General features: G+C 59.1%; 20 protein-coding genes. 4 read left to right on the plus strand and 16 right to left on the minus strand.

The window, feature by feature from the left end; translation table 11 throughout:
* Positions 1-5: 5 nt before the first annotated feature.
* The 16 genes from dnaE to rpsB all read right to left on the minus strand — a co-directional run bounded on the left by dnaE (position 6) and on the right by rpsB (position 18751).
* A complete protein-coding gene (gene dnaE / locus ACK3CV_RS19950; RefSeq protein ID WP_048321892.1) occupies positions 6-3494 on the minus strand; it encodes a DNA polymerase III subunit alpha in 3489 nt (1162 codons plus the stop codon).
* 82 nt (positions 3495-3576) lie between these two features.
* Entirely contained in the window at positions 3577-4170 is a 594-nt protein-coding gene (rnhB, locus tag ACK3CV_RS19955; RefSeq protein WP_049195379.1) for a ribonuclease HII, read from the minus strand.
* Positions 4167-5315 (minus strand): lipid-A-disaccharide synthase, encoded by a 1149-nt coding sequence (lpxB, locus tag ACK3CV_RS19960; protein ID WP_033635734.1) that lies wholly within the window; start codon positions 5313-5315, stop codon positions 4167-4169. Before lpxB ends, rnhB begins: the two co-directional genes overlap by 4 nt.
* 3 nt (positions 5316-5318) lie before the next feature.
* Positions 5319-6107, minus strand: coding sequence for an acyl-ACP--UDP-N-acetylglucosamine O-acyltransferase (lpxA, locus tag ACK3CV_RS19965; protein WP_004931964.1), 789 nt, complete (start codon positions 6105-6107; stop codon positions 5319-5321).
* A 3-nt stretch (positions 6108-6110) separates the two neighbouring features.
* Positions 6111-6566 carry a 3-hydroxyacyl-ACP dehydratase FabZ gene (fabZ, locus tag ACK3CV_RS19970; RefSeq protein WP_004931962.1) on the minus strand — a complete coding sequence of 152 codons (456 nt, stop codon included), beginning with the start codon at positions 6564-6566 and terminating at the stop codon, positions 6111-6113.
* 160 nt (positions 6567-6726) lie between these two features.
* Positions 6727-7749 (minus strand): UDP-3-O-(3-hydroxymyristoyl)glucosamine N-acyltransferase, encoded by a 1023-nt coding sequence (gene lpxD / locus ACK3CV_RS19975; protein WP_121535364.1) that lies wholly within the window; start codon positions 7747-7749, stop codon positions 6727-6729.
* Between the two features lie 3 nt (positions 7750-7752).
* The gene (gene skp / locus ACK3CV_RS19980; protein WP_004931958.1) at positions 7753-8250 is read right to left on the minus strand and encodes a molecular chaperone Skp; all 498 of its coding nucleotides are present in this window, start codon (positions 8248-8250) and stop codon (positions 7753-7755) included.
* Between the two features lie 156 nt (positions 8251-8406).
* The gene (bamA, locus tag ACK3CV_RS19985) at positions 8407-10833 is read right to left on the minus strand and encodes an outer membrane protein assembly factor BamA (RefSeq protein WP_033649807.1); all 2427 of its coding nucleotides are present in this window, start codon (positions 10831-10833) and stop codon (positions 8407-8409) included.
* Positions 10834-10868: 35 nt separating this feature from the next.
* On the minus strand, positions 10869-12224 hold the full coding sequence (gene rseP, locus ACK3CV_RS19990; protein ID WP_004931952.1) for a sigma E protease regulator RseP: 1356 nt from the start codon (positions 12222-12224) through the stop codon (positions 10869-10871).
* A gap of 27 nt (positions 12225-12251) precedes the next feature.
* Positions 12252-13094, minus strand: a complete 843-nt coding sequence (cdsA, locus tag ACK3CV_RS19995) for a phosphatidate cytidylyltransferase (RefSeq protein WP_004931949.1) — start codon at positions 13092-13094, stop codon at positions 12252-12254.
* Between the two features lie 9 nt (positions 13095-13103).
* Positions 13104-13862, minus strand: a complete 759-nt coding sequence (ispU, locus tag ACK3CV_RS20000) for a (2E,6E)-farnesyl-diphosphate-specific ditrans,polycis-undecaprenyl-diphosphate synthase (RefSeq protein WP_033635737.1) — start codon at positions 13860-13862, stop codon at positions 13104-13106.
* Positions 13863-14139: 277 nt separating this feature from the next.
* Positions 14140-15336 (minus strand): 1-deoxy-D-xylulose-5-phosphate reductoisomerase, encoded by a 1197-nt coding sequence (ispC, locus tag ACK3CV_RS20005; RefSeq protein ID WP_164040288.1) that lies wholly within the window; start codon positions 15334-15336, stop codon positions 14140-14142.
* Positions 15337-15493: 157 nt separating this feature from the next.
* A complete protein-coding gene (frr, locus tag ACK3CV_RS20010; protein WP_004931943.1) occupies positions 15494-16051 on the minus strand; it encodes a ribosome recycling factor in 558 nt (185 codons plus the stop codon).
* Positions 16052-16170: 119 nt separating this feature from the next.
* Positions 16171-16896 (minus strand): UMP kinase, encoded by a 726-nt coding sequence (gene pyrH, locus ACK3CV_RS20015; protein ID WP_004931940.1) that lies wholly within the window; start codon positions 16894-16896, stop codon positions 16171-16173.
* A gap of 148 nt (positions 16897-17044) precedes the next feature.
* Entirely contained in the window at positions 17045-17896 is an 852-nt protein-coding gene (gene tsf / locus ACK3CV_RS20020; protein ID WP_033635739.1) for a translation elongation factor Ts, read from the minus strand.
* 129 nt (positions 17897-18025) lie between these two features.
* The gene (gene rpsB / locus ACK3CV_RS20025) at positions 18026-18751 is read right to left on the minus strand and encodes a 30S ribosomal protein S2 (RefSeq protein ID WP_016929891.1); all 726 of its coding nucleotides are present in this window, start codon (positions 18749-18751) and stop codon (positions 18026-18028) included.
* A gap of 345 nt (positions 18752-19096) precedes the next feature.
* Between rpsB and map the strand changes: the two genes are divergently transcribed.
* The 4 genes from map (at position 19097) to ACK3CV_RS20045 (ending at position 24014) form a co-directional block, all read left to right on the plus strand.
* Positions 19097-19891, plus strand: coding sequence for a type I methionyl aminopeptidase (map, locus tag ACK3CV_RS20030; RefSeq protein ID WP_004931936.1), 795 nt, complete (start codon positions 19097-19099; stop codon positions 19889-19891).
* Between the two features lie 73 nt (positions 19892-19964).
* On the plus strand, positions 19965-22628 hold the full coding sequence (gene glnD / locus ACK3CV_RS20035; RefSeq protein ID WP_164040290.1) for a bifunctional uridylyltransferase/uridylyl-removing protein GlnD: 2664 nt from the start codon (positions 19965-19967) through the stop codon (positions 22626-22628).
* 42 nt (positions 22629-22670) lie between these two features.
* A complete protein-coding gene (gene dapD, locus ACK3CV_RS20040; protein ID WP_004931932.1) occupies positions 22671-23495 on the plus strand; it encodes a 2,3,4,5-tetrahydropyridine-2,6-dicarboxylate N-succinyltransferase in 825 nt (274 codons plus the stop codon).
* Positions 23496-23624: 129 nt separating this feature from the next.
* Positions 23625-24014, plus strand: a complete 390-nt coding sequence (locus tag ACK3CV_RS20045) for a DUF3461 family protein (protein ID WP_004931929.1) — start codon at positions 23625-23627, stop codon at positions 24012-24014.
* The last annotated feature ends 54 nt before the right edge of the window (positions 24015-24068 follow it).

The following is a 24068-nucleotide window of genomic DNA, read 5'->3' on the forward strand; positions in this document are numbered from 1 at the left end:
CTATTTTAGTCAAATTCCAAGTCCACCTGCTCATTGCCTACCAACGTCCGCAAGTCGATCAACAAGCGGTCGGTGGGCGTCACGCGCCAGGTTGCGCCAAAACGCAGCTTGGCTCGCGCATCTTCCCGTTGATAGTAGAGATGCACTGGAATCGTCCCCGAGCGATGGGGTTCCAACGACTGACGGAGACGGTTCAAAAGCTGGTCATCAATTTGCCTGTCAGTCAGCGAGATAGCAAGCCCGCGAGCGTATTTTTCCCGGGCTTCACTGATGTCCATTACCTCGCGGGCCATCATTTTAAGCCCGCCGCTAAAGTCATCAAAGCTGACCTGTCCACTGGCGATAAGGATACGGTCTTTTTCCAACAAATGCTGGTATTTTTCTAACGCTTCGGTGAATAACATCACTTCCAGGCGGCCCGAACGGTCATCCAATGTACAGATGCCGATGCGGTTGCCGCGCTTGGTCACCATCACCCGCGCGGCGACCACCAGCCCGACGGCGGTGGTCATTTTGCCCCGATCCGTCGGGTGCATGTCTTTCAAACGCTGGCCACCGGCGTAACGTTCGATCTCCTTCAGGTACTGGGTGATCGGGTGGCCGGTCAGGTACAGCCCCAGCGTCTCCCGTTCCCCGTCCAGCACCACCTGCTCCGGCCAGGGCGCGATATTGGCGTAGGATTGCTCCACCTGCTCCGGCGCTTCCGCCAGCACGCCAAACATATCCACCTGGCCGATCGCTTCGGCTTTCGCATGCTGATCCGCCGCTTTCAACGCGTCGCCGAGCGAATTCATCAGCGCGGCGCGGTGCGGCCCGAGGCGATCGAACGCGCCGGACATGATCAGTTTTTCCAGAATGCGGCGGTTCAGTTTCTTGATGTCTGAGCGCGCGCAGAGATCGAACAGGTCTTTGAAGTAACCCTGCTCGCCGCTGTTGCGCGCCTCGATGATGGCTTCGATCGGCCCTTCCCCCACGCCCTTGATGGCGCCGATGCCGTAAACGATCTCGCCGTCGTCGTTGACGTGGAAGTGATACAGGCCGCTGTTGATGTCCGGCGGCAGGATCTTCAGCCCCATGCGCCAGCATTCGTCCACCAGCCCCACCACCTTATCGGTGTTGTCCATATCGGCGGTCATCACCGCCGCCATAAACTCGGCCGGGTAGTGCGCTTTCAGCCACAGCGTCTGATACGACACCAGCGCATAGGCGGCGGAGTGCGATTTGTTGAAGCCGTATCCGGCGAATTTCTCCACCAGGTCGAAGATTTTCACCGACAGTTCGCCATCGATGCCGCGCGCTTTGGCGCCATCTTCAAAGCCGCCGCGCTGCTTGGCCATTTCGACCGGGTTCTTTTTACCCATCGCACGGCGCAGCATGTCCGCGCCGCCCAGCGTATAGCCCGCCAGCACCTGGGCAATCTGCATCACCTGTTCCTGATACAGAATGATGCCATAGGTGGGTTCCAGCACCGGCTTGAGCGACTCGTGCTGCCACTGGATGTCCGGGTAGGAGATCTCTTCGCGGCCGTGCTTGCGGTCGATGAAGTTATCCACCATCCCCGACTGCAGCGGCCCCGGACGGAACAGCGCCACCAGTGCGATCATGTCTTCGAAGCAGTCGGGCTTCAGACGTTTGATCAGGTCTTTCATGCCGCGCGATTCAAGCTGGAACACCGCCGTGGTTTCCGAGCGCTGCAGCATGTCGAAGCTTTTCTTGTCGTCGAGCGGAATGGCGGCGATGTCGATCGGCTCCAGCCCGGTCTTGGCGCGCCGGGCGTTGATCATCTCCAGCGCCCAGTCGATGATGGTCAGGGTGCGCAGACCGAGGAAGTCGAACTTCACCAGCCCGGCGTATTCCACGTCGTTCTTGTCGAACTGGGTCACCGGGTGCTGCCCTTCGGCGTCGCAGTACAGCGGCGCGAAGTCGGTGATTTTGGTCGGCGCTATCACCACGCCCCCGGCGTGTTTACCGGCGTTACGCGTCACCCCTTCCAGCTTGCGCGCCATGTCGATCAGCGCCTTGACCTCTTCGTCTGCCTCGTAAATTTCCGGCAGCTGCGGTTCGGCAGCGAAGGCTTTTTCCAGCGTCATGCCCGGATCCGGCGGCACCAGCTTGGAGATGCGATCGACGAAGCCGTACGGGTGCCCCAGCACGCGGCCCACGTCGCGGATAACCGCTTTCGCCGCCATGGTGCCGAAGGTGATGATCTGCGATACCGCTTCGCGGCCGTACATCTCCGCCACGTGCTCAATTACCTGATCGCGCTTCTCCATGCAGAAGTCGACGTCGAAGTCGGGCATCGAGACACGTTCCGGGTTCAGGAAACGTTCGAACAGCAGGTCGAACTCCAGCGGATCGAGGTCGGTGATTTTCAACGCATAGGCCACCAGCGAACCGGCGCCGGAACCGCGCCCCGGGCCCACCGGCACGTTGTTGTCCTTCGACCACTGGATAAACTCCATCACGATCAGGAAGTAGCCGGGGAACCCCATCTGGTTGATCACCTTCAGCTCGACGTCCAGACGCTCGTCGTATTCCGGGCGGCGCTGCGCGCGCACTTCAGGATCGGGGAACAGGAACTCGAGACGCTCTTCCAGCCCCTCTTTCGATTTGAGTACCAGGAAGTCCTCGGTGCTCATGTCGCCGGTCGGGAACTGCGGCAGGAAGTATTCGCCGAGGCGAATGGTGACGTTGCAGCGCTTGGCGATTTCGACGCTGTTCAGCAGCGCTTCGGGGATGTCGGCGAATAGCTCGCACATCTCGTCTTCGCTGCGCATGTATTGCTGCGGGCTGTAGTTGCGCGGCCGCTTGGGATCGTCCAGCGTAAAGCCGTCGTGGATGGCGACGCGAATTTCATGGGCGTCGAAGTCATCTTCCACCAGGAAGCGCACGTCGTTGGTGGCCACCACCGGCAAACCGCGCTCGGTGGCCAGCGCCACCGCCGCATGCAGGTAGTTCTCTTCGTCCGGGCGGCCGGTGCGAATCAGTTCCAAGTAGTAACAGTCCGGGAAGTGCTGCTGGTAGAAGTCCAGACACTGATCCACCTGCGCCTGGTTGCCGCGCAGCAGAAACTTGCCGACGTCGCCCTGACGCGCGCCGGAGAGCAGAATCAGCCCTTCGCGATGTTCAATCAGCCAGTCGCGATCGATGATCGGGCCGGCGGCGCCGTAGCCGCGCTGATAGGCGCGGGAAATCAGCAGCGTCAGGTTCTGGTAGCCTTCGTTGTTGCTGGCCAGCACCGTCAGCTGAGCCAGCTCGTCGCCCAGCTCTTCGCTTTGCACATGGAAATCCGCGCCGATGATCGGTTTGATCCCGGCGCCGTGCGCGCTGCCGTAGAACTTCACCAATCCGCACAGGTTGGTGAAATCGGTGATTGCCAGAGCAGGCATGGCTAACGCGGCGGCTCTTTTCACCAGCGGCGCCGTCTTGGCCAATCCATCAATCATGGAATAGTCACTGTGGACGCGCAGGTGAATAAAACGAGGTTCGGCCATCTCCAGATACCTGATTGAAGGGGCTCAGCAGGCTGAACCCGGGTTAATGCTATCGTCGGGCCTGGTCAACCAGGCCCGCAGGCTACAGCGCCAGCGCCCTTTTCACCGGCGCGAAGCTGCGGCGGTGATGCTCGGTGGCGCCCAGCGCGGCCAGCCGCTCCAGGTGGAAGGCGGTCGGGTAACCCTTATGCTGCGCGAAACCGTAGTCCGGGAACTCGCTGTCCAGCTCGGCCATTTCACGATCGCGCGTGACCTTCGCCAGAATGGACGCCGCGCTGATCTCCGCCACGCGGCTGTCGCCCTTCACCACCGCCTGCGAACGCATCGGCAGGTTCGGGCAACGGTTACCGTCGATTAAAACCATGTCCGGCGCGATATGCAACCCGGCCACCGCCCGCTGCATCGCCAGCATGGTGGCGTGCAAAATGTTCAGTTGGTCGATTTCCGCCGGCTCGGCGCGCCCCAGGCTCCAGGAGAGCGCCTTGGCGACGATTTCGTCATACAGCGCCAGGCGGCGTTTTTCACTGAGTTTCTTGGAATCCGCCAGCCCGACGATCGGCTGCGCCGGATCGAGGATCACGGCGGCGGTAACCACCGCGCCGACCAACGGCCCGCGGCCCACTTCGTCCACGCCGGCAATCAGCGTGGCAGCGGGATAGATAAAGGGTTCAATCATGCTTTCGCCAGCTCCAACACAGCCTGAGCGGCCTGTTCGTCCGCACCGCAACGGATGCTTTGGTGCAAGGTAAGGAAAGTCTGTTTCAGCGCTTCGGTTTGCGGGCTCTCTTCCAGCAGCGGCATCACGGCGGCGGCCAGTTTGTCCGGCACGCAGTCATGCTGCAGCAGCTCGGTAACGATCTCCCGCCCCGCCAGCAGATTCGGCAGCGAAACGTAAGGCGTTTTCACCAGCTTCTGCGCCAGCCAGAAAGTGAACGGCTTCATGCGATAGCCCACCACCATCGGGCACTTGGCCAGCATGCACTCCAGCGCCGCCGTGCCGGATGCCAGCAGCGCCGCGTCGCTGGCGATCATCGCCTCGCGCCCCTGGCCGTTCAGCAGGTGTACGGTCAGATCCGGCGCCACTTCCGCCTTGATGCGCTCAAACTGCTCGCGCCGTTTGGCGTTGACCAGCGGCACCACCACTTCCAGCTCGGGATAACGGGTGCGCAGCAGCTGCGCGGTCTTGAGGAAGTCGGCGCTCAGCATCTCGACTTCGGCGCCGCGGCTGCCCGGCAGCAACGCCAGGCAGCGCGCCTGCGGATCGATGCCAAGCTGAGCGCGCGCCGCCAGCCGATCGGGCTGCAACGGCATGGCGTCCGCCATGGTGTGGCCGATAAACCGGCAGGGCACGTTGAAACGATCGTAAAACGCTTTTTCGAAAGGGAGAAAGGCCAGCACCAGATCGGTGGCTTTGCCAATTTTGAAAACGCGCTTTTGCCGCCAGGCCCACACGGAAGGGCTGACGTAGTGAATGGTACGGATGCCGCGCTGCTTGAGGCGGCCTTCCAGCGTGATGTTGAAGTCCGGCGCGTCGATGCCGACAAACACGTCCGGCCGCAGCTCGCCGAAGCGGCGGGTAAGATCCTTGCGGATCTTCAACAGGCGTGGCAAACGCTCGAGCACTTCCACCACGCCCATTACCGCCAGCTCTTCCATTTCGTACCAGGCTTCACATCCTTCGGCCTGCATCAGCGGGCCGGCGACGCCAACAAAACGCGCGTCGGGGATCTGCGCCTTGAGCGCGCGGATCAAACCGGCGCCGAGAATGTCACCGGAGGTTTCTCCGGCGACCAATCCGATAGTCAATGGACGATTCGACATAACTCAGCGAATAATACCGCGGGTGGAACGGGTAAAGAAATCGAGGTATTGCTGCACCACCGGCTGTTCTTTAGCCAGGGCTTCGATTTCCGCTTTCGCTTCATCCAGCGTTTTCTCGCTGCGATACAGGATCTTGTAGGCGTTGCGGATCGCCTGCATTTCATCCTTGTCAAAACCGCGACGCTTCAGGCCGACCGCGTTGACGCCGAACGGCGTCGCGTGGTTACCCTGAGCGATGACGAAGGGAGGCACGTCCTGAGCGACGCCGGAACAACCGCCTACCATCACATGCGCGCCGATAATGCAGAACTGGTGGATCGCCGTCATGCCGCCGATGATGGCGTGATCGTCGATTTCCACATGCCCCGCCAGCGTGGCGTTGTTGGCCAGCACGCAAGCGTTGCCGACCACGCAGTCGTGGGCGACGTGCACGTTGACCATCAGCAGGTTGTCATTGCCCACTTTGGTCAGGCCGGTGCCCTGCGCGGTGCCGCGGTGAATGGTCACGCTTTCGCGGATGCGGTTGCGATCGCCCACTTCAACGCGCGTCGGTTCGCCCGCGTATTTCAGATCCTGGTTCACTTCACCGATAGAAGCGAACTGATAAATCTGGTTATCGCAGCCAATCTTGGTAATGCCGTTCACCACCACGTGGGATTTCAGCACCGTGCCGGCGCCGATTTCCACCTGGGAGCCGACGTAGCAGAAAGGGCCGATATGCACGTTGGCGCCGATCACGGCGCCTTCTTCGACTATCGCGCTAGGATGGATAAAGGCGGTTTGGTCAATCACGGATTAAGCCTCCCGGCTGCGGGCACACATCATGGTTGCTTCGCAGACAATTTTACCGTCAACGGTCGCCACGCCTTTGAAGCGAGTCAGGCCGCGGCGAGTTTTCTCGAAGGTGACTTCCATGACCATCTGATCGCCTGGCACCACAGGGCGTTTGAAGCGTGCTTCGTCGATACCGGCGAAGTAATACAGCTCGCCCGGCTCCAGTTTGCCGACGCTTTTAAACGCCAGGATACCAGTGGCCTGCGCCATGGCTTCCAGAATCAATACGCCTGGGAAAATCGGTTTGCCAGGGAAGTGGCCCTGGAAAAACGGTTCGTTCACCGATACGTTCTTCACCGCACGCAGATATTTGTGCTCTTCAAACTCGAGGACGCGGTCGACCAGCAAGAACGGGTAACGGTGAGGAAGCAGATCCAAAATTTCTGCAATATCCAGAGTATGAGTGTCAGTAGTCAAAATACTCTTCCTGTCTCTAAAAACTGATGGCATCAACAACACGGCCTGCGCTGACCCCAAAAGGAGATCATTATGCAGGCCGCAAATTAACATCTCTTTGCGCTTTTGGTCTCACGACCAACGCGTTTCGTTTTGTACCCGCGAAGGCGGGCGGCAATGATTAGTCTTTTCCGACTTTACGTTCGACAGCTTTCAAGCGTTTGCTGATCTCATCGATATTCATCACCAACGCAGCGGTTTTACGCCAAACCTTGTTAGGCTGCAACGGAATGCCCGAAGAGTATACCCCAGGTTCGGTGATTGGTCGCATAACCATTCCCATTCCGGTAACAACAACCTTGTCGGCAATTTCCATGTGACCGTTGATCACGCTGGCACCGCCGATCTGGCAGTAGCGGCCGATTTTCAGGCTGCCGGCCATGATCACACCGCCGGCGACGGCGGTATTGTCGCCAATCACGACGTTATGTGCAATCTGGCATTGGTTGTCGATGATAACACCATTCCCGATTTGGGTGTTATCCAAAGCGCCGCGGTCGATGGTAGTGCAGGCGCCGATTTCGACGCGATCGCCGATAATCACCGTGCCCAACTGAGGGATTTTGATCCACTCGCCGCGCTCATTGGCATAGCCGAAACCGTCCGCGCCGATCACGGTGCCGGACTGGATCAGGCAGCGCTGGCCGATTTCAACCGCATGATAAATCGTGACGTTCGCCCACAGACGCGTTCCCGCGCCGATGCGCGCGTGTTTGCCGATGAAGCAGCCCGGGCCGATAACCACGTTATCGCCAAGCGCCGCACCCGACTCAATCACCGCGTTCGCCCCAATGGCGACGTTCTGCCCCAGTTGCGCTTCAGGCGAGACAACCGCGCTTGGCGCGATATCCTGCGCCGGCGCCGGCGTGGTGTCCATCAGCTGCGCCATGCGCGCGTAGGTCAGGTAAGGGTTTTTAACCACCAGCGCCGCAGTACGGCAGTGTGGTAAATCCGCTTCGGTAAGCACCACGGCGCTTGCCTGGCAGGAAGACAGCTGCTCTTGATAGCGGCTGTTTGACAAAAACGTGATTTGGCCAGGCTGTGCCGAATGCATAGAAGCAATGCCGGTGATGACGAGATCGCCATCACCGTGCAATTGTGCATCCAACTGCTGCGCTAAATCAGCCAGTCGAATTGAAAGCATGTGTTATTTAACCTGTTTCAGCACGTCAGCAGTGATATCTTTGGAAGAGTCTGCATAGGCAACGGCGTTGGCGTCGATCACCACGTCATAACCGCCTTTGCTGGCGACAGATTTCACCGCGTCCTGAATGCGGCTCAGGATCTTGTTACGCTCTTCCATCTGGCGACGACGGTTGTCCTGCTCGAAAGCCTGGGCTTTCTGAGAGAACTGCTCGCGCTGCGCCATCACGTCTTTTTCCAACTTGCTGCGATCGCTGGCTTTCATGGTAGCGCCGTCACGCTGCAGACGTTGCATTTTGGTCTGCAGGCTACGTTCCATGTTCTGGAGTTCGCTTGCACGGCCTTTAAACTCGTTTTCCAGCTGTTTAGCGACCGCTTCGCGGGCCGGCAGCTGTTGGAAAATGCTGGAGACGTTAACGACAGCGATCTTATCTGCTGCCTGAACGCCAGCTGAAGCAGCCATTGCTAAACCGAGGCCTGCGGCACACAACCACTTTTTCACTATAAACTCCTTACCATCACCCATTTGTGTCATATGACACTGAAGTACACAATTTGCCAGACTTATCCCACCAAACAATGAGAATCATCTCCCTCTGCCGGCGGGCGCCTGGCCATTGCGATTCTTAATAACTTTTATGCCCAGAGGCGAGACCCGTTACCAGGTCTTACCGATGTTAAACTGGAACTGTTCGGACTTGTCGCCTTCGTATTTCTTGATCGGGTTGGCGTAAGAGAACACCAATGGCCCCAGCGGCGACATCCACTGCAGCGCGATACCGGCGGAAGAACGAATATTGCTGGCCTTGCTGTAGTCCGGCACGCCGTACATCAGCGTTTCGTCGGTATTCTTCCACTTGGTATCCCACACGGTACCGGCATCGATGAACAGCGACGTCCGCACTGAGTTGGCGTATTTCTCGCTGATGAACGGCGTCGGGGTGATCAGCTCCAGGCTGGCGACCGCCATGGCGTTACCGCCCACCGCGTCATCCGAGCTACAGATGTTCTGACGCGTGGTCGTGCTGCCGGCGTTGAACTGACACTGGTACGAGTTGGAATTGTAGTACACCGCCTTCGGACCAATGGTGTTGGACTGGAAGCCACGCACGGTGCTCGAACCACCGGCGTAGAAGTTCTCGTAGAACGGCATTTCCTTGCCGCCCAAGCCATCCGCGTAACCCAGACGGCCACGGCCCAACAGCACCCAGGTGCGATCGTCGTTGATCGGCACGTACTGTACGCTGTCCAGCGTCACCTTGTAGTATTCGTTGTCCGAGCCCGGAATGGTGACCTTGCCGTTCAACGTAGTGCGGTTACCCGACGTCGGGAAGTAGCCGCGGTCCAGGTTGTTGTAGGTCCAACCCAGGTTCAGCGTAAAGTCGTCCGTCGAGTAGCTGGCGCGATCGGTCTTGTTCGCATCCACGCCCATCGAGTCGAGGTAACGCCACATGGCGATCTGCGGCTGCATGTTCGACAGGCCGTTGTGGACGTAGCCCAGGCCGGTACGCAACGAGTTGTTTTCGTTGATCGGGAAGCCCAGCGTGCCGTCGATACCGTAACTCTTGTTGGTATAGTCCGACAGATCCGCGTCATCCGCCTTAAAGTCGTTGTAGAAGATGCGGCCACCCAGGCTCACACCGTCAACGGTGAAGTACGGGTTGGTGACCGACAGTTCGGTATAGGTCTGGTAGTCGTTCTTGGTGCCGCTGATGCCCACCGAGTAGCCGGTACCCAACCAGTTATCCTGCTGCACGCCCGCCTGGAAGCTGACGCCGCTCTCGGTGCCGTAACCGACGCCGAAGTTGAAGGTACCGGTGTTGCGCTCTTTCACCTTGTAGGTGACGTCGACCTGATCGGCGGTGCCCGGCACGCGCTGGGTTTCCACGTCAACCGTTTCGAAGTAGCCCAGACGGTTCAGACGCTCCTTACCCTGCTCGACCTGCTCGTTGCCGAGCCAGGCGCCTTCCATCTGGCGCATTTCGCGACGCAGTACGGAATCCTTGCTGGTATCGTTGCCTTCGAACTTGATGCGACGCACGTAGAAGCGGTTGCCCGCGTCGACGTTGACGTGCAGTTTGACGGTTTTATCCGCGTCGTTGATCTCAGGCTGAGTGCCGACGCGCGGGTAAGCGTAACCATAACGGCCCAACATCGTTTTGATGTTGTCTTCCATTTTGGTCACCTTGCTGCCGTTGTACAGCTCGCCCGGCTCGATTTTGGTGATCTGAGCGACTTCCGCCGAGTGGCCGGCCAGGTTGCCGTTCACGACAACATCGGAAAGCTTGTACTGATCGCCTTCGGTGATGTTGATGGTGATGTAGATGCCTTTTTTATCCGGCGTCAGGCTCACCTGGGTAGAATCGATGTTGAAGCGGGCATAGCCGCGATCCAGATAGAAGCTGCGCAGGGTTTCGAGATCGCCCGCCAGTTTCTGCTTCTGGTATTTGCGATCGCCGACCAGGTTCCACCACGGCACTTCGTCACGCAGTTGGAAGCGCGAGATCAGTTCGTCGTTGGTGAAGGCATGGTTGCCGACGATGTTGATTTGTTGAATCTTGGCGGAGACCCCTTCCGTGAACACCAGTTTCAGGTCGACACGGTTGCGCGGCAGCGGCGTGACTACGGCTTTCACCGAGGCGCTGTATTTACCGACGCTGTAGTAGAAGTCTTCCAGCCCTTTTTCAATGCTGGAGATCGTGGTGCGGTCGAGCGCCTCGCCCACCCGGACACCGGAGGCTTCCAGGTTCTGCTTGAGCATGTCATCTTTCACCGACTTGTTGCCGGAGAAAGTGATGCTGGCGATGGTAGGACGTTCCTTCACCTGCACGATCAAGGTATTACCATCGCGCAGTACGCGCACGTCCTCGAAGTTGCCGGTGGCAAACAAGGCACGGATGGTATTACTGATGTCATCGTCAGTGACGGTATCGCCGACGCGAACCGGCATGTTGAGTAACGCCGCACCGACGGCGACTCGCTGCAGGCCTTCGAAATGAATATCTTTCACTACGAACCCGTCTGCACCGTATACGGTGGCGCTGCCAAACAGCAGCGACGCTATGAGCAACTTTTTCATCGCCATCGTTGTTATGCGTTCTTCCTAACCTATCCCCGCCCCTAGAGGCGGGAAAAATCATTGAAAAGTGCAAGACCCATCAACAACACCAGCACGATCGAACCTATGCGGTAGCTGTAGTCCTGTACTCGCTCGGAAACCGGCCCACCCTTCAGCTTTTCTATCGCCAGGAAGAGGAGATGCCCACCATCTAACACCGGTAATGGGAACAGGTTGATGATACCCAGGTTGACGCTAATCAACGCCAGGAACATCAGATAATACACGAACCCGACTCCGGCTGACGCCCCTGCTCCCTGTGCAATCGAGATCGGGCCACTCAGGTTGTTCAGCTTTACATCACCGGTTATTAATTTGCCCAGCATGTTGACCGTCAGCCGCATCAGCTGCCAGGTCTTGTCGCCGGCCTGATACAGCGCCGGAAACGGTCCATACTGGCGAATCGTTTTATACTCGTCCGGCAGCGGCAGCACCTTTGGAATGATGCCTGCAAACCCCACCGATTTGTCTTTTCCCACCGGCTTTGTATCCGGTATCAGCGTCAAAGACAAGGGGGCGCCGTTTCTTTCAATCTCCAAAGCCAGCGGTTGCCCCGGGCCATCGTGGATACGCTTCACCAGCGTCTGCCAACGACCCAACGGCTGACCATCGACTTTAACGATCCTGTCCCCCGCTTGTAAACCCGCCTTTTGCGCCGCCGAGTTAGGCTGCACTTCCGCCAACACGGATTCTATCTGCGGGCCGCGCGGCATAATGCCCAACGCGACAACGGGATCCTGCTTGTCCGGTTCAAAGTTCCACTGGCGCAAATCCAGGGTTTTGGTCACCACCTGCGAAGAGCCGAACGGCGCGACGCCGACTTCGGTTTGCGCATCGCCAATCTTCGCCACCAGCGCCAGACGAACTGATTCCCAATCAGGCGTTTCGATGCCGTCAACCGACTTTAGTTCCATGCCAGACGAAATTTCAGCCTTGGCGGCAATGGATTGCGGCGCGATTTCGCCGATCACCGGACGGAAACTCGGCACGCCGATGATGAACACCAGCCAATAGGCAAGGATAGCAAACAGGAAGTTGGCGATGGGGCCGGCGCTGATGATGGCCGCGCGCTGCCAGACGGTTTTGTTGTTGAAGGCCTGATGGCGCATTTCCGGCGCCACCGACTCCACGCGCTCGTCCAGCATCTTCACGTAGCCGCCGAGCGGAATCAAGGCGATGACGTACTCGGTGCCCTGGCGATCGGTGCGGCGCCACAGCGCCCGGCCGAAGCCGATGGAGAAGCGTTCAACGCGCACGCCGCAACGGCGGGCAACCCAAAAGTGTCCGAACTCGTGCACGGTGATCAAAATACCGAGCGCAATCAGAAACGCCACCAGGTTCCAAAGCACGCTGACCATCATCCCTCACTTTCCGTCATCGACGGATTAAAACACCAACAGCATCAGGCAGGCAAACACCGGCACCGCCGCGGTCAGGCTGTCGATACGATCCAGTATGCCGCCGTGACCGGGGATCAAGTGACCGCTGTCCTTGATGCCCGCTTCGCGTTTGAACATGCTTTCGGTCAAATCGCCCAGCACCGAAGCCAGCGCGGCGATCACCGAACAGGCCAACAGCGTGGTCGGCACCACGTTCAGTGGCGCGTAACGGCCGAACAGCCAGGAAATGACCGCCGACGTCAGCAGCCCGCCAATCAGCCCTTCCCAGGTTTTACCCGGCGAGACCTTCGGCGCCAGCTTATGCTTGCCGAACAGCTTGCCGAACATATAGGCGCCGGAATCCGCACCCCACACCAGCAGCATCACGTACAGCAGCCACCAGGCGCCGGTAAACGGGTTTTGCTCGTAGCCGAACTGGCGCAGCGCCAGCATGCCCCAGAAGAACGGCACGATGGTCAGCAGGCCGAACAGCAGGCGCAGCGGGCGCGAATTGCGCCAGATGGCGGCCGAGCCAGGGTAAAACAGCACCAGCAGCAGCGCCGCCAGCCACCAGGCCAGCGACAGCCACAGCGAGCCGCTCACCTGCGGCACGGATTGATGGTACGCGGGAACGCTGAGCATCATCAGCGCCAGCAGAAAACCGCACAGTATCGCCAGCCAGATGCGCTGCGAACGAGAGGTAAAACCGGCCAGTTGGCCCCACTCCCAGGCTGCTAACATGCACACGACGAGCGTTACCAGAGCAAAGGCCAGCGGCGGCAACAGGAACAGCGCCGCGATAACGATCGGGATTAAAATCAGAGCAGTTATGAGGCGATACTTCAGCAAAAGTTCTCCCTAGGACGCATCGGCGCCGATAGGTGTTGTTCCCCCGAAGCGGCGCTCACGTTGTGCAAATGCATTCAGCGCACCTTCAAAGACAAGTTCATCGAAATCAGGCCAGAGCACATCAGTAAAGTAAAGTTCAGCATAGGCGATTTGCCACAGCAGGAAGTTACTGATGCGATGCTCGCCACCGGTGCGGATAACCAGATCCACCGGCGCCAGGTCGCTCATGCAAACCCGCTCGTTCAATAATTCCTCGCTGATCTGATCCGGGTGCAACTCCCCCACCCGTACCCGTTCGGCCAGTTCCCTTACTCCCTGAATGATATCCCAACGGCCACCGTAGTTGGCAGCGATATTGAGCGTCAGGCCATCGTTATTTTCCGTCAGTGCTTCAGAGCGGCGGATCCGCTCCTGCAAACGCGAGCTGAAGCGGCTGATATCGCCGATCACCCGCAGCCTGACGTTATGTTTATGCAGGCTTTTTACTTCACTATCCAGAGCACGGACAAAAAGCTCCATCAGGGCGGAGACTTCCTGCACCGGACGGTTCCAGTTTTCGCTGCTGAAGGCATAAAGCGTGAGCGCATCTAAATGGTGGCTGGCGGCAAAACTGACCGCGCGGCGAACCGATTTCACCCCTGCTTTATGACCGAAGACACGTAACTTGCCCTGACGTTTGGCCCAGCGTCCGTTACCGTCCATGATAATGGCGACATGGCGCGGCCCCGGGGAAGATGGATTAGCCTCTTGTTGGTTTGCGGACGACATAACTCGTACTTATTTCCTCAATAGAAATATAACTGCCTTTCCGGAACATCAGGTCCTTACGCGCAAAAAAAGCCGTGTGCCCGACACGGCTTTCAGCCAGCCCTCGCGATGCCCGGCGCAGCCGGGCCGCCATTGGCGCACAAGGCGCCAATCAGGCCATAATTCAACGGTATAACCGCTGACAGGTGGCGCAGACTATACCACCTCAGCGGGGCATGAACAAACGGCCCCGCTGCGGCACGCGTGAATTACGAGCAAAATCGGATAATCGCCGTCCTCAACCGCGCAACGTGCGAACGCGCTCCTCGGCGGCGGCGCGCGCCTGGCGGTCAATGTCTAAGACCGCTTCGATGCTGGTCGGTTCCTGCAGCGCGAGGCGCTCCACCACCTGGCGGTTGACCGCCGCAATGTCGGTGAAGCGAATCTGCTGCTGCAAAAATGCCGCCACGGCGATTTCGTTGGCCGCGTTCAGCGCAGTGGTCGCCGCCTGGCCGGCATCGAACGCTTCAATCGCCAAATACAGGCAAGGATAACGCTCGCGCTCCGGTTCGGCGAAGGTCAACGAACCGATGCGACAGAAGTCCAGCGCCTCCACGCCGGAGTTCACGCGCTGCGGATACGCCATCGCGTGGGCGATCGGCGTGCGCATATCCGGCGTACCCAGCTGCGCCAGCACGCTGCCGTCGGCATAGCGCACCATCGAGTGAATCACCGACTGCGGATGCAGGATCACTTCCATTTGCTCGGCCGAGGCGTTAAACAGCCAGCGGGCCTCAATGTATTCCAGACCTTTGTTCATCATGGTGGCGGAATCCACCGAGATCTTGCGCCCCATCGACCAGTTCGGGTGGGCGCAGGCTTGATCCGGGGTCATCGCGGCGAACTGCTCCAGCGGCGTGGTGCGGAACGGGCCGCCGGAGCCGGTAAGCACGATGCGCGAAACACCATGACTGTCCAGGGAAGAGTATCCCAACTGACGCTGAATGCTCTCAGGCAAACTCTGAAAAATCGCGTTGTGCTCGCTGTCGAGCGGCAGCAACTGCGCCTGGCTTTGCCGCACCGCATCCATAAACAGACGGCCGCAGGTGACCAGCGACTCTTTGTTGGCCAGCAGCACCTGCTTGCCTGCGCGGATCGCCGCCAGCGTCGGCAACAGCCCCGCGGCGCCGACGATGGCCGCCGTCACTTGATCGACGTCGTCCAACGCCGCCAGTTCGCAGGCCGCTTGCTCCCCGGCCAATACCTCGGTAGCGACGCCGTTTTCCGCCAGAATGGCGCGCAGCTCGCGCGCGGCGCTTTCATCCGCCATCGCGGCGAAGGCGGGCCGAAATTCCATGCATTGCTGCGCCATGACCGCGACGTTGCGGCCGGCCACCAGCGCTTTGATCGCAAAAAGGTCGGGATTTGCCCTGACCACGGCCAGGGTGCTGATCCCTACCGAGCCGGTCGAGCCAAGAATGGTCAGTTGCTTCATGAGTTCACTCTGAATAACTGTCTGATAAGATCGGAGGTGTTCCAGTGTGGAACCTTGGACACCGCTTGTCCATGATCTTTCAGTACGATGAAACGGGATCTGCGCCACAAAAAACAAAGCGCCGCCCAGGCGACGCTTTGTTTCTGCGCGATGCTGATTAGAAATCCATCAGCTCTTTTTCTTTCTCCGCCAGCGCGGCGTCGACCAGCTTGATGTATGCGTCGGTCATTTTCTGAATCTCGTCTTGTGAACGACGTTCTTCGTCTTCGCTGATCTCTTTGTCTTTCAGCAGCGCCTTGACCTTGTCGTTGGCGTCGCGGCGCACGTTACGCACCGCTACGCGGCCCTGCTCGGCTTCGCCGCGCACGATCTTGATCAGATCCTTACGGCGTTCTTCGGTCAGCGGAGGCAGCGGAACGCGAATGTCAGAACCGGCGGAAGACGGGTTGAGGCCCAGATCGGAGCTCATGATCGCTTTCTCAACGGCCTGGCTCAGGCTGCGGTCGAACACGTTGATTTTCAGCGTGCGGGAGTCTTCCACGGTCACGTTGGCCAGCTGGCGCAGCGGCGTAGCGGCGCCGTAGTATTCCACCATGATGCCGTCCAGAATGCTTGGAGAAGCGCGGCCGGTGCGGATCTTGCTGATTTGGTTTTTGAATGCTTCTACGCTTTTTTCCATGCGTGAATCAGCATCTTTTCTGATTTCATTAGTCACGTTGCAAACCCTTGGAAGCTGGTTACTTGGCAGGCGATACTCAAGTATAGCCCGTAATCGTACTCGGAGCGCGCGCGGCGCCTGGCGTCACGCGCACCGAAAAAGGGGTGTGAACAGCCTTATTTGCTGATCAGCGTACCTTCGTTCTCACCCATCACCACGCGGCGCAGCGCGCCCGGCTTGTTCATGTTGAACACGCGGATCGGCAGACCGTGATCGCGGGCCAGCGTAAACGCCGCCAGATCCATCACTTTCAGCTCGCGCTCCAGCACGTCCTGATAGGTTAATTGTTCATACAGCGTCGCATCCGGGTTTTTCACCGGATCGGCGGAGTATACGCCATCCACTTTGGTGGCTTTCAGCACCACGTCCGCTTCGATCTCGATGCCGCGCAGGCAAGCGGCGGAATCGGTGGTGAAGAACGGGTTACCGGTACCGGCGGAGAAGATCACCACGCGGTTGTTGCGCAGCAGGCTGATCGCCTCTGCCCAACTGTAATTGTCACACACGCCGTTCAGCGGGATCGCCGACATCAGGCGGGCGTTCACATAGGCACGGTGCAGTGCATCACGCATAGCCAGGCCGTTCATCACGGTAGCCAGCATTCCCATGTGGTCGCCCACTACGCGGTTCATGCCGGCTTGCGCCAGGCCCGCGCCGCGGAACAGGTTCCCGCCGCCAATAACTACACCGACCTGAATTCCCAGTTCGACCAGCTCTTTCACTTCCTGAGCCATGCGATCCAAAACGCTGGCGTCGATACCAAAACCTTCTGCACCTTGCAGGGCTTCGCCACTCAGTTTAAGCAGAATACGCTGATATACGGGTTTTGCATTGGTTGCCATGGTGTTCTGTCCTAAGAAGCAGTATTAGTATTGGGGATTTCAGCCGATGAAACGCGCCTGAGGTGAGCATCACGCTGCAGGGCCTGCCACCGGTGTAATTCTGGCTGGATAGTATGGAACCGCCAGACGGCGGTTCCATCGACAGTCATTAAGACTGTTTGCTCATCGCGGCAACTTCAGCAGCGAAGTCGGTCTCGACTTTCTCGATGCCTTCGCCCACTTCGAAGCGAATGAAGTTGGTCACGTCAGCGTTGTGCTCTTTCAGCACCTGAGCAACGGATTTGCTCGGATCCATAACGAAAGGCTGACCGGTCAGAGAAACTTCGCCGGTGAATTTCTTCATGCGGCCTTCAACCATTTTCTCTGCGATTTCTTTCGGCTTGCCGGACTGCATGGCGATGTCCAGCTGAACCTGGTACTCTTTTTCTACCACTTCAGCAGACACGTCTTCCGGCTTCACGAACTCTGGCTTGCTTGCCGCAATGTGCATTGCGATTTGCTTAACCAGCTCTTCGTCAGCGCCTTTAGCCGCAACCAGTACGCCGATACGCGCGCCGTGCAGGTAGCTGCCCAGCACTTCGCCTTCCAGGGAAGCAACGCGACGAATGTTGATGTTTTCGCCGATTTTTGCCACCAGCGCTACGCGCTCTTCTTCGAACTGTGCTTTCAGCACGTCAACGTCAGTGATTTTGCCGGCCATGGCCGCATCCAGCACTTTGTCGGCGAACGCCTGGAAGCCGGCGTCTTTCGCTACGAAGTCAGTCTGGCAGTTAACTTCCAGAATGATGCCGTAGTTGCCTTCGATCTTGGTTTTGATCACGCCGTCAGCAGCTACGTTGCCTGCTTTTTTAGCGGCTTTGATCGCACCGGACTTACGCATGTTTTCGATTGCCAGTTCGATGTCGCCGTTGGATTCAACCAGCGCCTTCTTGCAATCCATCATGCCAGCGCCGGTACGCTCGCGCAGTTCTTTTACCAGGGCAGCGGTAATATCAGCCATTTATTTTTCCTCGGTTATCTCGCGTGGAGACAGTTCTCATTCAGATAAGCAAAGGGGGCCTTAACAGGCCCCCCTAACCAACATATGTCAATACCTGGTTAATAAGGGCTCAGTGACGAGCTTGCCTTATTATTCAGCTTCTACGAAGCCTTCTTCCGCCTGAACGGCCAGATCTTGAGAACGACCTTCACGCACAGCGGCAGCAACGGCAGTCAGGTACAGGTTTACTGCACGGATTGCGTCGTCGTTACCAGGGATGATGAAGTCAACGCCGTCTGGGTTGGAGTTGGTATCAACGATAGAGAATACCGGGATACCCAGGTTGTTGGCTTCTTTGATCGCGATGTGCTCGTGATCGGCATCGATAACGAACAGTGCGTCTGGCAGACCGCCCATATCTTTGATACCGCCCAGGGAGTTTTCCAGCTTGGCCAGTTCACGAGTGCGCATCAGCGCTTCTTTCTTGGTCAGCTTGTCCAGGGTGCCGTCTTGAGACTGGATTTCCAGATCTTTCAAACGCTTGATGGACTGACGAACGGTTTTCCAGTTAGTCAGCATGCCGCCCAACCAGCGGTGGTTCACGAAGAACTGGTCACAGCTGTTAGCAGCGTCTTTTACCGCTTCGCTTGCTGCGCGCTTGGTACCTACGAACAGGATCTTGCCTTTACGGGAAGAGATCTTGCTCAGTTCAGCCAGAGCGGCGTTGAACATTGGTACGGTCTGCTCCAGGTTGATGATGTGAACCTTGTTACGAGCGCCGAAGATGAAAGGCTTCATTTTCGGGTTCCAGTAACGGGTCTGGTGACCGAAGTGAACACCAGCCTTGAGCATGTCGCGCATGGAAACAGTTGCCATGATTAAACCTCTATAGATTAATTGGGGTTATGCCTCCACGTATCCCATAACGCCGACCCTGGCGGCGACAAGTCACCTCAGGGCACCCCGGCGGATGTGCCGATACGTGTGTGTTATTTACACAAAATGAGTGCAGTTAAAGTATTTTCGGCCAATTCCTGCCAGGTCACAAGAACCAAGTCGCGGATCGCCGGCGCGCTTTATACCATAAACCCGCCGCCGACACCAACTTTTGTTGCTTTGCGCCGGGCATCGGGAAATGAAATTTGGCAGCCCCCGGCCGGGCTGATACCATAAGTCACTGCTTCTTATTGTCGACGATAACGACACCTGCGGACGAATTTCATGGCAATCTCAATTAAAACACCTGATGACATCCAAAAAATGCGCGTGGCCGGCCGCCTGGCCGCCGAAGTGCTGGAAATCATCGAGCCGCACGTCAAACCTGGCGTGACCACCGGCGAGCTGGACCGTATCTGTCACGAGTACATCACCAACGAGCAGCAGGCCATCTCCGCCTGCCTCGGCTACCACGGCTTCCCGAAATCCGTGTGCATCTCGGTGAACGAAGTGGTGTGCCACGGCATCCCGAGCGACGACAAAACGCTGAAAGACGGCGACATCGTCAATATCGACGTGACCGTGATTAAAGACGGCTTCCACGGCGACACCTCGAAGATGTTCATCGTCGGCAAACCGACCATTCTGGGCGAGCGCCTGTGCCGCGTCACTCAGGAAAGCCTGTATCTGGCGCTGAAGATGGTCAAGCCGGGCATCCGCCTGCGCACCCTGGGCAAGGCTATCCAGCAATTCGTCGAGGCCGAGAAATTCTCCGTGGTGCGCGAGTACTGCGGCCACGGCATCGGCGAAGTGTTCCACGAAGAGCCGCAGGTGCTGCACTATGATGCCGACGATGGCGGCGTGGTGCTGCAGGCGGGCATGGCCTTCACCATCGAACCGATGGTCAACGCCGGCGACTACCGCATCCGCACCATGAAAGACGGCTGGACGGTAAAAACCAAAGATCGCAGCTTGTCGGCGCAGTATGAGCATACTATTGTGGTCACTGATAACGGCTGCGAGATAATGACGTTGCGCAAGGATGACACCATCCCCAACATCATTACGCACGAGATGTAAGCACCGCGGCGCACGCCGCGTGCAGAATGTCACCAGGCCGGCTTTTGCCGGCCTTTTTTATGGGCTGCGCACTATGTCTGACAATCTCCTTCAACAGGCGGCCCCGGCCGTGCCGATGCCGCCCGCCTCCCCCAGCACCTACGGCAATGACGAGCTCACCTGCCCGGTGCTGAAACAGCGGCTGGAGCAGTTCCAGCTGTGGCTGGCGGCGGCGTTCGACGCCGGCTCCAGCGCCGAAAGCCTGGTGGCGGCGCGCAGCGACTTTATCGATCGCCTGCTGCGCCGGCTGTGGACGTTCTACGGCTTCGAAGATATCCCGGAAACCGCGCTGGTGGCGGTCGGCGGCTACGGCCGCGGCGAACTGCACCCGCTGTCGGACATCGACGTGCTGGTGCTCAGCCAGCGCCGGCTGACGGAACAGCAGTCGCAACGGGTCGGCGAATTCATCACCCTGCTGTGGGATCTCAAGCTGGAAGTGGGCCACAGCGTGCGCACTCTGGAAGAGTGCCTGCTGGAAGGGTTGGCGGATCTGACCGTGGCCACCAACCTGATCGAATCGCGCATGATCTGCGGCGACGTCGCGCTGTTCCTGCAGATGCAAAAACATATCTTCAGCGACGGCTTCTGGCCTTCGCCGCAGTTTTTCCACGCCAAGATCAACGAGCAGCAGGAGCGCCATCAGCGCTACCACGGCACCAGCTATAACCTGGAGCCGGATATCAAAAGCAGCCCCGGCGGCCTGCGCGATATTCACACGCTGCTGTGGGTGGCGCGCCGCCACTTCGGCGCCACCTCGCTGGACGAAATGGTCGGCTTCGGTTTCCTCACCCAGGCCGAGCGCAACGAGCTGAACGAGTGCCAAAGCTTCCTGTGGCGCATCCGCTTTGCACTGCACCTGGTGCTGCCGCGTTACGACAACCGCCTGTTGTTCGATCGCCAGCTCAGCGTGGCGCAGCTGCTGCGCTATGAAGGCGAAGGCAACGAGCCGGTCGAGCGCATGATGAAAGACTTCTACCGCATGACGCGGCGCGTCAGCGAACTGAACCACATGCTGCTGCAGCTGTTCGACGAGGCCATTCTGGCGCTGGACGCCACCGAGAAGCCGCGCCCGCTGAACGACGATTTCCAGCTGCGCGGCGATCTGATCGACCTGCGCGACGAAACGCTGTTCATCCGCGAGCCGCAGGCCATCATGCGCATGTTCTACCTGATGGTGCGCAACCGCGAGATCAAGGGCATTTATTCCACCACCGTGCGCCAGCTGCGTCACGCGCGCCGCCACCTGAAGCAGCCGCTGTGCACCATTCCGGAAGCGCGCGATCTGTTTATGGCCATCCTGCGCCATCCCGGCGCGGTGTCGCGCGCGCTGGTGCCAATGCACCGTCACAGCGTGCTGTGGGCCTATATGCCGCAGTGGGGCAAGATCGTCGGGCAGATGCAGTTCGACCTGTTCCACGCCTATACCGTCGATGAACACACCATCCGCGTGCTGCAGAAGCTGGAGAGTTTCGCCGACGACCAGACTCGGCCGCGCCATCCGCTGTGCGTGGAGCTGTATCCGCGCCTGCCGCACCCGGAACTGCTGCTGCTGGCGGCGTTGTTCCACGATATCGCCAAAGGGCGCGGCGGCGACCACTCGATCCTCGGTGCGGAAGACGTGGTGGAGTTCGCCGAACTTCACGGCCTCAACTCGCGTGAAACCCAGCTGGTGGCCTGGCTGGTGCGCTGCCACCTGCTGATGTCGGTCACCGCGCAGCGCCGCGATATCCAGGATCCAACGGTGATCCAGCAGTTCAGCAGCGAAGTGCAGAGCGAAACCCGCCTGCGTTACCTGGTATGCCTGACGGTGGCCGACATCTGCGCCACCAACGAAACCCTGTGGAACAGCTGGAAACAGAGCCTGCTGCGCGAGCTGTATTTCGCCACCGAGAAGCAGCTGCGCCGCGGCATGCAAAACAGCCCGGATCTGCGCGAACGCGTGCGCCATCACCGCCTGCAGGCGCTGGCGCTGCTGCGCATGGACAACATCGACGAAGAGGCGCTGCACCGCATCTGGAGCCGCTGCCGCGCCGACTATTTCCTGCGCCACTCGCCGAATCAGCTGGCCTGGCACGCCCGCCACCTGCTGGCCCACGATTCCACCCAGCCGCTGGTGCTGGTCAGCCGCCAGGCGACGCGCGGCGGCACCGAGATCTTCATCTGGAGCCCGGACCGCCCTTATCTGTTCGCCGCCGTCGCCGGGGAGATGGATCGCCGCAATCTGAGCGTGCACGACGCGCAGATCTTCACCAACCGCGACGGCATGGCAATGGACACCTTTATCGTGCTGGAGCCGGACGGCAGCCCGCTGGCGCAGGATCGCCACGCGGCGATCCGTCAGGCGCTGCTGCAGGCCATCACCCAGCGGGAGTATCAGCCGCCGCGCGTGCGCCGGCCCTCTTCCAAGCTGCGTCACTTCAGCGTGCCGACCGAGGTCACTTTCCTGCCGACCCATACCGATCGCCGCAGCTACCTGGAGCTGACCGCGCTCGACCAACCCGGCCTGCTGGCGCGGGTGGGCGAAGTGTTCGCCGACCTGGGGCTGTCGCTGCACGGCGCGCGCATTTCCACCATCGGCGAGCGGGTCGAGGACTTGTTTATCCTGGCCGACGGCGAGCGGCGCGCGCTCGACCAGGAAACGCGCAGAAAGTTGGAGCAACGGTTGACAGAGGCCCTCACCCCAAACGATAAAATGTGATACAAGTAACTTTTTACCGACAACATCAGGAAAGAGAACAGCATGCAGCAATTACAGAACGTTATTGAAAGCGCCTTCGAGCGCCGTGCGGACATCACCCCGGCGAACGTAGACACCGTAACGCGCGAAGCGGTAAACCAGGTGATCGGCCTGCTGGACAGTGGCGCCCTGCGCGTCGCCGAGAAGATCGACGGTCAATGGGTCACCCATCAGTGGCTGAAGAAAGCCGTGCTGCTCTCTTTCCGCATCAACGACAACAAGGTGATGGACGGCGCGGAAACCCGCTACTACGACAAGGTGCCGATGAAGTTCGCCGACTACGATGAAGCGCGCTTCCAGAAGGAAGGTTTCCGCGTCGTGCCGCCGGCCACCGTGCGCCAGGGCGCGTTCATCGCGCGCAACACCGTGCTGATGCCGTCTTACGTTAACATCGGCGCCTACGTCGACGAAGGCACCATGGTCGACACCTGGGCCACCGTCGGTTCTTGCGCTCAGATCGGCAAAAACGTTCACCTGTCCGGCGGCGTCGGCATCGGTGGCGTGCTGGAGCCGCTGCAGGCCAACCCGACCATCATCGAAGACAACTGCTTCATCGGCGCGCGCTCCGAAGTGGTGGAAGGCGTGATCGTGGAAGAAGGCTCGGTGATTTCGATGGGCGTGTACCTCGGCCAGAGCACCCGCATCTATGACCGCGAGACCGGCGAAATCCATTACGGCCGCGTGCCGGCGGGTTCGGTGGTGGTTTCCGGCAACCTGCCGTCGAAAGACGGTTCCTACAGCCTGTACTGCGCGGTGATCGTCAAGAAAGTCGACGCCAAAACGCGCGGTAAAGTCGGCATTAATGAGTTATTGCGCACTATCGACTAAATTGAAATAGCGGGTGATTCACCCGCTATTTTTTTGTCTGCGTTTCGCTGGCAGTCACAGTCGCAGACCTCGCTTTCCGCCATAATCGCAGTCGTGGAATATAACGATCACATCTAAAGAGGGCGCAGTATGTACGATAACTTGAAGAGTTTGGGCATCAATCAACCGGAAGACGTCGATCGCTATAGCCTGCGTCAAGAGGCCAACAACGACATCCTCAAGATCTATTTCCGCAAGGACAAGGGCGAGTTCTTCGCTAAAAGCGTGAAGTTCAAGTACCCGCGCCAGCGTAAAACCGTGGTGGCGGACAACGCCGGCCAGGGCTACAAGGAAATTCACGAGATCAACCCGAACCTGCGCTACGTGATCGACGAACTGGATCAGCTGTGCCAGCGCGATCAGGTGGAAGTGGATCTGAAGCGTAAAATCCTCGACGACCTGCGCCATCTCGAAGGCGTGGTGTCGCACAAGATTGCCGAGATCGAAGCCGATCTGGAAAAACTCACCCGCGGCAAGTAATGCGGATCGGTTGATCCGCATCATCGCCAAGGCGCCCTTTCGCGGCGCCTTTTT

This window comes from Serratia sp. TSO36 (assembly GCF_057808395.1).

Bases quoted from the DNA above. Each gene is read 5' to 3' on its own strand.
- dnaE (WP_048321892.1), bottom strand. From the start codon at position 3,494: ATGGCCGAACCTCGTTTTATTCACCTGCGCGTCCACAGTGACTATTCC.
- rnhB (WP_049195379.1), bottom strand. From the start codon at position 4,170: ATGATTGAACCCTTTATCTATCCCGCTGCCACGCTGATTGCCGGCGTG.
- lpxB (WP_033635734.1), bottom strand. From the start codon at position 5,315: ATGTCGAATCGTCCATTGACTATCGGATTGGTCGCCGGAGAAACCTCC.
- lpxD (WP_121535364.1), bottom strand. From the start codon at position 7,749: ATGCTTTCAATTCGACTGGCTGATTTAGCGCAGCAGTTGGATGCACAA.
- bamA (WP_033649807.1), bottom strand. From the start codon at position 10,833: ATGGCGATGAAAAAGTTGCTCATAGCGTCGCTGCTGTTTGGCAGCGCC.
- rseP (WP_004931952.1), bottom strand. From the start codon at position 12,224: ATGGTCAGCGTGCTTTGGAACCTGGTGGCGTTTCTGATTGCGCTCGGT.
- ispU (WP_033635737.1), bottom strand. From the start codon at position 13,862: ATGTCGTCCGCAAACCAACAAGAGGCTAATCCATCTTCCCCGGGGCCG.
- ispC (WP_164040288.1), bottom strand. From the start codon at position 15,336: ATGAAGCAACTGACCATTCTTGGCTCGACCGGCTCGGTAGGGATCAGC.
- pyrH (WP_004931940.1), bottom strand. From the start codon at position 16,896: ATGGCAACCAATGCAAAACCCGTATATCAGCGTATTCTGCTTAAACTG.
- tsf (WP_033635739.1), bottom strand. From the start codon at position 17,896: ATGGCTGATATTACCGCTGCCCTGGTAAAAGAACTGCGCGAGCGTACC.
- rpsB (WP_016929891.1), bottom strand. From the start codon at position 18,751: ATGGCAACTGTTTCCATGCGCGACATGCTCAAGGCTGGTGTTCACTTC.
- map (WP_004931936.1), top strand. From the start codon at position 19,097: ATGGCAATCTCAATTAAAACACCTGATGACATCCAAAAAATGCGCGTG.
- glnD (WP_164040290.1), top strand. From the start codon at position 19,965: ATGTCTGACAATCTCCTTCAACAGGCGGCCCCGGCCGTGCCGATGCCG.
- dapD (WP_004931932.1), top strand. From the start codon at position 22,671: ATGCAGCAATTACAGAACGTTATTGAAAGCGCCTTCGAGCGCCGTGCG.
- ACK3CV_RS20045 (WP_004931929.1), top strand. From the start codon at position 23,625: ATGTACGATAACTTGAAGAGTTTGGGCATCAATCAACCGGAAGACGTC.